Source organism: Nioella sp. (assembly GCF_964229645.1).
GTDB lineage: Bacteria > Pseudomonadota > Alphaproteobacteria > Rhodobacterales > Rhodobacteraceae > Nioella.
In genome coordinates, this window is the sequence record NZ_CAXREX010000288.1 from 1 (window position 1) to 5401 (window position 5401).

At 65.7% G+C, this 5401-nt stretch carries 6 protein-coding genes and 1 pseudogene; 1 reads left to right on the top strand and 6 read right to left on the bottom strand.

Annotated features, from left to right (window positions below):
- Positions 1–43: 43 nt before the first annotated feature.
- Positions 44–781, top strand: a complete 738-nt coding sequence (locus ACEQXV_RS18375) for an SDR family oxidoreductase (protein WP_370270382.1) — start codon at positions 44–46, stop codon at positions 779–781.
- Positions 782–814: 33 nt separating this feature from the next.
- Here ACEQXV_RS18375 and ACEQXV_RS18380 read toward each other — a convergent pair whose 3' ends face one another.
- The 6 genes and pseudogenes from ACEQXV_RS18380 to ACEQXV_RS18405 form a co-directional block, all read right to left on the bottom strand.
- The gene (locus tag ACEQXV_RS18380; protein WP_370254490.1) at positions 815–1417 is read right to left on the bottom strand and encodes a pyridoxamine 5'-phosphate oxidase family protein; all 603 of its coding nucleotides are present in this window, start codon (positions 1415–1417) and stop codon (positions 815–817) included.
- Positions 1418–1441: 24 nt separating this feature from the next.
- Positions 1442–2206, bottom strand: a complete 765-nt coding sequence (locus ACEQXV_RS18385; RefSeq protein ID WP_370254491.1) for a TIGR02186 family protein — start codon at positions 2204–2206, stop codon at positions 1442–1444.
- Positions 2206–3129, bottom strand: a complete 924-nt coding sequence (locus tag ACEQXV_RS18390; protein WP_370270383.1) for a sulfite exporter TauE/SafE family protein — start codon at positions 3127–3129, stop codon at positions 2206–2208. Before ACEQXV_RS18390 ends, ACEQXV_RS18385 begins: the two co-directional genes overlap by 1 nt.
- Before the next feature lie 160 nt (positions 3130–3289).
- Complete coding sequence (locus tag ACEQXV_RS18395) at positions 3290–4210, bottom strand: sulfite exporter TauE/SafE family protein (RefSeq protein ID WP_370254494.1); 921 nt, start codon at positions 4208–4210, stop codon at positions 3290–3292.
- A gap of 111 nt (positions 4211–4321) precedes the next feature.
- Positions 4322–5122 (bottom strand): purine-nucleoside phosphorylase, encoded by an 801-nt coding sequence (locus ACEQXV_RS18400; protein ID WP_370254495.1) that lies wholly within the window; start codon positions 5120–5122, stop codon positions 4322–4324.
- 68 nt (positions 5123–5190) lie between these two features.
- Positions 5191–5401, bottom strand: a pseudogene (locus tag ACEQXV_RS18405) (ABC transporter permease); the annotation flags it as partial.

The window sequence follows — 5401 nt, forward strand, 5'->3', positions numbered from 1 at the left end:
AGGTGCCGGTGGCACCCCTGACACTGGAAGCGGAGGAAGAGGCATGACCAAGGTCATCGCGGTAACGGGGGCAAGCGCGGGGATCGGGCGCGCGGTGGCGGAGCTTTTCCTGGCCCGCGGCTGGACGGTGGCCGCCCTGGCGCGGCGAGCGGAGCCGCTGGAGGCATTGGCCAAGGCGCACGCGCGGGCCATCGCGCTGCCCTGTGACGTGACCGACGAAGAGGCGGTGGCCGATGCCTTTTCCGAGATCGCCGAGCGGGCCGGACGGCTGGATGTGCTCTTCAACAACGCAGGCACCTTCGGGCCATCGGGCGCGATTGACGAGATCAGCCTGGACGACTGGCGCGCGGTTCTGGATGTGAACCTGACGGGCATGTTCCTATGTGCCCGCGCGGCCTTTGCCCATATGCGGCGGCAGGATCCGGCTGGCGGGCGGATCATCAACAATGGCTCCATCTCGGCGCATGTGCCCCGGCCCGGCTCGGTCTGCTATGCCACCACCAAGCACGGGGTCAGCGGGCTGACCAAGACGTTGAACCTCGACGGGCGCGACATGGGGATCTGTGCCGGGCAGATCGACATCGGCAATGCCGCGACCGAGATGACCAAGGGCATCGCGCAGGGCGTGCGTCAGGCCGATGGCAGCATCAAGCCCGAGGCGGTGATGGATGCGGGCGACGTGGCCGAGGCGGTCTGGTACATGGCGAACCTGCCGCCCGAGGCCAACGTGCCGAGCCTGACGGTCATGGCCAACAAGATGCCCTTCATCGGGCGGGGCTAGGGAACAGGGGCCACCCTGCGGGTGGCAATCCTGTCACCACATCCGTGTCTTGGCGTTTTCGGGGTAGGTGGCGTCGTAGGTTTCGCCGTCAAATGCCCGGTCCTGTTCCTTTATGAATTGGCCTGCCGTGGGCACCTGGGCGCTCTCGTCGCCCCGGCTCCACACGCCCGAGCGCATGATCGCCTTGGCGCATTGGAAATACATCTCGTCCAGCGTGATCACGATCACGGTCTTGGGGTGCTGGCCGCGCTGCTCGAAACACCCTGTCACCTGCGGGTCGGCGGTCAGCACGGCGCGTCCGTTCACGCGCACGACGTTGCCAGAGCCCGGCACCATGAACATCAGGCTGACCCGCCCGTCGCGCAGGATATTGCGCAGGGAATCGATGCGGTTGTTGCCGCGCCAGTCGGGCATCCACAGCGTTTGCGCGTCGACGATGCGCACCACCGGGCCGTCATCGCCGCGCGGGCTTCCATCGGTGCCCTCGGGCCCCACGGTCGACAGGACCACGAAGCGCGCGGCCTCGATCCACTGGCGGTAGAGCGGTGTCATCCGCGTCGCCACCTTGGTCAGCGAAGCGGGGACCGGATCGCCATAAAGCGCCTCAAGCGCCTCCGGCGTGTCGAGCATCTTCATGGGAGGCTCCTTGGCTTGCGGGGATCAGCCCGACCGGATGTAGCGGAAGACGGCCGAGGCCAGCCAGCCCGCGGCGATGGCGATGGCCAGCGACAGCAGGCCATAGATCAGCGGGCGTTCATGGGCGAGCGTGTAGATCATCCGTTCCAGCCCGACCTTGCGCACGCTGATCTCGGTTTCGTAGGAGGAGATGACCTCGCGTCCGCGGGCCAGGAAGATACGTGCTGTGTAATCGCCCTCGACGAGGTTCGCAGGCAGCCGGATCGAAGTGTCGAAGAGCGTTTCATTGCGCAGGGTCACCGCGTTTTCGAGAAGCTGGTACAGCCCCTCGTTGCTGCGCACGCGGATCACCGCCTCGGTGAAATCGGCCTGCCGTTCGGTATGGGTGCCCACGGCGCGGATCGCGCGCGTGATCGAGATGCGGTGGCGCAGATCCTCGGTATCCGAGATGACATCGCCAAAGGGCGCGGTGGTTGCCACGGCGTAGAAGGTGGGGGCTGCGTCGATATCGACGGCCTCGGTGTTCATCCAGATGCCATAGCGGCGATCCATCCGGCGCACGGTCACGGGGCGGTCGGGGCCCTCGATGGTGATGATCACCTGAAGCGGCCCGTCATCCGGCACCGGGGCATAGCGCTGCACGGCACCGAAGATCAGGATCTCGGAGCCCACGAAATTCGCGGTGATCGACACCGTGTTCTGGCTCAGTCCCGCGACGACGGTTTCCTCTTCGGCGGGGGCCGAGAGCGGGGCCAGCACGAGGGCCAGTATGAGAAGAAGCCGCTTCATCAATGCCCCACCGCCGCGCCGAGCGAGAAGAGTTCATCAGGCTGGAACAGAAGCTCGGTCGCCAGTTTCGCACAGACACCCAGCACCATCAGGGCCAGCAGGATGCGCAGCTGCTCGGCCTTGAGGTAGACGCCGATCCGCGCCCCCACCTGCGCCCCCACGACACCGCCCACCAGCAGCAGGATCGCCAGCACCATGTCCACGGTGAAGTTGGTGGTCGCGTGCAGCAGGGTGGAGAAGGCGGTGACGAAGATGATCTGGAACAGCGAGGTTCCGACCACGACCTTGGTCGGCATGCCGAGGATGTAGATCATCGCGGGCACCATGATGAAGCCGCCGCCCACACCCATGATCGCGGCCAGCACACCCACGGCCAGCCCGACCAGAAGCGGGGGGATGACCGACAGGTAGAGACCGGAGGTGCGGAAGCGCAACTTGAAGGGCAGCGCGTGGATCCAGCCGCGATGGTGGCGGCGCGGCGGCGGAGCGCCCGCGCTGGCCTTGCTGCGACGGATCGCGCGCAGGCTCTCGAAGAACATGAGCCCGCCGATGATGCCCAGGAACACCACGTAGCAAAGCCGCACCAGCAGGTCGACCTGCCCCATGGCCCGCAGCGCGTTGAAGACCTGCACGCCCAGTGCGGCCCCTATGAGACCGCCGATCAGAAGGACGACCCCCATCTTGAGGTCCACCGTCTTTCGCTTGAAATGCGCACGCACGCCGGAAAAGGACGAGGCGACGATCTGGTTGGCTTCGGTCGCGACCGCCACGGCGGGCGGGATGCCGATGAAGAACAGCATCGGGGTCAGCAGAAAGCCTCCGCCCACGCCGAACATGCCTGACAGGATACCCACGAGCCCGCCCAGCCCAAGCAGAAGGAAGGCGTTGACGCTCACTTCTGCGATGGGCAGGTAGATTTGCATGGCGGGTCAGAAGCCTCCGGAACTCGAATGACCCATAGCGCCGCGAAAGACGGTTTTCCAGTCGGGCGCCGGCGCAATGGCCTGCGACAGATCGGAACAGCACGGGGGGCCTGGTTCACACGTTAAGGACATAGTGAAGCAGCTTGCGCCCGCCGTCCAGTCATCCAAGCGGGATCGCGACGGAATAAAGCTCGCCCGGATGAAGGACCAGCTCCAACCCTACCTTGGCACAGACAGCCAGCACCAGGATCGCCAAGAGGATACGCAGCTGTTCGGCCTTCATCCAGACGCCCACCCTGGCACCCAGTTGCGCACCAATGACGCCGCCAAAGATCAGCAGAAGCGCCAGCACCATGTCGACGCTGTGGGTGCTGGTTGCATGCATCAGCGTGGTGAAGGCGGTGACGAAGATGATCTGGAACAGCGATGTGCCGACCACGACCTTGGTGGGCATGCCTAAGAGATAGATCATCGCCGGCACCATGATGAAGCCGCCGCCGACGCCCATGATGGCCGACAGCACGCCGACCAAGGCCCCAACCATCAGCGGCAGCAGAGCGGAGATATAGAGCCCCGAAACCCGGAACCGCATCTTCAGCGGCAGCCCATGCACCCAGTAATGCTGCCGCCGCTTGACCGGCGGGCGTCCGCCCGCGCGTTTCGCGGCCCGGATCGCGTTCAGGCTTTCCACGAACATCATCGCGCCGATGACACCCAGGAACAGCACGTAGCAAAGCCGCACCAGCAGATCGACCTGCCCGATCCGTTGCAACGCCGTGAACACCTGCACGCCAAGCGCGGCCCCCACCAGCCCGCCTGCCAGCAGGACCAGCCCCATCCTGAGATCGACCGTGCGACGCTGGAAATGGGTGATGACGCCGGAAATCGACGAGGCGACGATCTGGTTGGCAGAGGTGGCCACCGCCACGACCGGGGGAATGCCCGCGAAGAACAGGAGCGGTGTGATCAGGAACCCGCCACCCACGCCGAACATGCCCGACAGCACGCCCACGATGCCGCCGATCCCCAGAAGAAGGAAAGCGTTCACGCTGACTTCGGCAATGGGAAGATAGATCTGCATGTGCGGGGCCATTTACCGTTGGGCAGGTCTTGTCCCTACGCCTGTCGGAACGAGGTTGCTACCCGCATGGGCCTGCCGTCCCCTGCGACAGATCGGAACAGGCCGGGCGCATCAAAGCTCGCGCAGGTAGCGGCGCAGGATCTTTTCCAGCTTGGCCGCGCCGAGCGGGGCCATCGCCTTGGTGTGTTCGTGGCTGATCGCCTCGTCGCTGAGGCCTGCGGCCATGTTGGTCACGGTCGAGATCGCAGCGGCCTTCAGCCCCAGGAACCGGGCCAGGATCACCTCGGGCACGGTCGACATGCCCACGGCATCGGCCCCCAGCATCCGGATCGCCCGGATTTCCGCCGGAGTCTCGAAAGACGGTCCGGAATACCAGGCATAGACCCCCTGCGCGAGCGCGAGGCCCTCGGCCCTGGCCGCGTCCAGCAGGGCCGCGCGCATGGCCGGGTCATAGGCATCCTTCATCGGCACGAAGCGGGCGTCGGAAGGCTCGCCGATCAGCGGATTAAGACCCGAGAAATTGATGTGATCGTTCAGTAGCATCAGGTCGCCGGGTTGAATGTCGGCGCACATGGACCCGGCCGCATTGGTCGCGATCAACGCCTCGCCCCCAAGTGCCTTCAGCACTTCCAGCGGCAGGCGCATCGCGTCGCCGCGCCCGCTTTCGTAGTAATGCGCCCGCCCGCCGAAGACCGCGACCCGTGTGCCCTCCAGCTGCCCGATCACCAGTTTCGGGTTGTGGCCGGACACGCCCGCATGGGGGAAGCCGGGCAGATCGGCATAGTCGATCGCGACGCCGTCGACGGCGTCGGCCAGGTGCCCCAGTCCAGACCCCAGGATGAGCCCGAGCGCCACCGGCTCAGGCCCCGCGCGGGACTTGATCAGATCGACAAGGGCGGCGTGGTCGGACATAGGATCACCTCGTAGGAAACGGGCGGGAGGAAAGGATGTCGAAGATTCTTCCCCGCGCCGCGTCGGGCTTAGCGTTCTTTCACATAAGGTTCGCCACCCGCGCGGGGCGGAATGGCGCGGCCAACGAAGCCTGCCAGAATCACCACGGTCAGGATGTAGGGCAGGGCCTGCATGAACTGCACCGGCACCTCGATCCCCAGAACCTCGATGTTCTGGAACAGGCTGCCCGTGGCATCGAGCAGGCCGAACAGCAGGCAGGCCATCAGCGCATACCACGGC

Coding starts and splice junctions, on each gene's coding strand:
- ACEQXV_RS18380 (WP_370254490.1), bottom strand. CDS start 1,417: ATGAAGATGCTCGACACGCCGGAGGCGCTTGAGGCGCTTTATGGCGAT.
- ACEQXV_RS18385 (WP_370254491.1), bottom strand. CDS start 2,206: ATGAAGCGGCTTCTTCTCATACTGGCCCTCGTGCTGGCCCCGCTCTCG.
- ACEQXV_RS18395 (WP_370254494.1), bottom strand. CDS start 4,210: ATGCAGATCTATCTTCCCATTGCCGAAGTCAGCGTGAACGCTTTCCTT.
- ACEQXV_RS18400 (WP_370254495.1), bottom strand. CDS start 5,122: ATGTCCGACCACGCCGCCCTTGTCGATCTGATCAAGTCCCGCGCGGGG.
- ACEQXV_RS18390 (WP_370270383.1), bottom strand. CDS start 3,129: ATGCAAATCTACCTGCCCATCGCAGAAGTGAGCGTCAACGCCTTCCTT.
- ACEQXV_RS18375 (WP_370270382.1), top strand. CDS start 44: ATGACCAAGGTCATCGCGGTAACGGGGGCAAGCGCGGGGATCGGGCGC.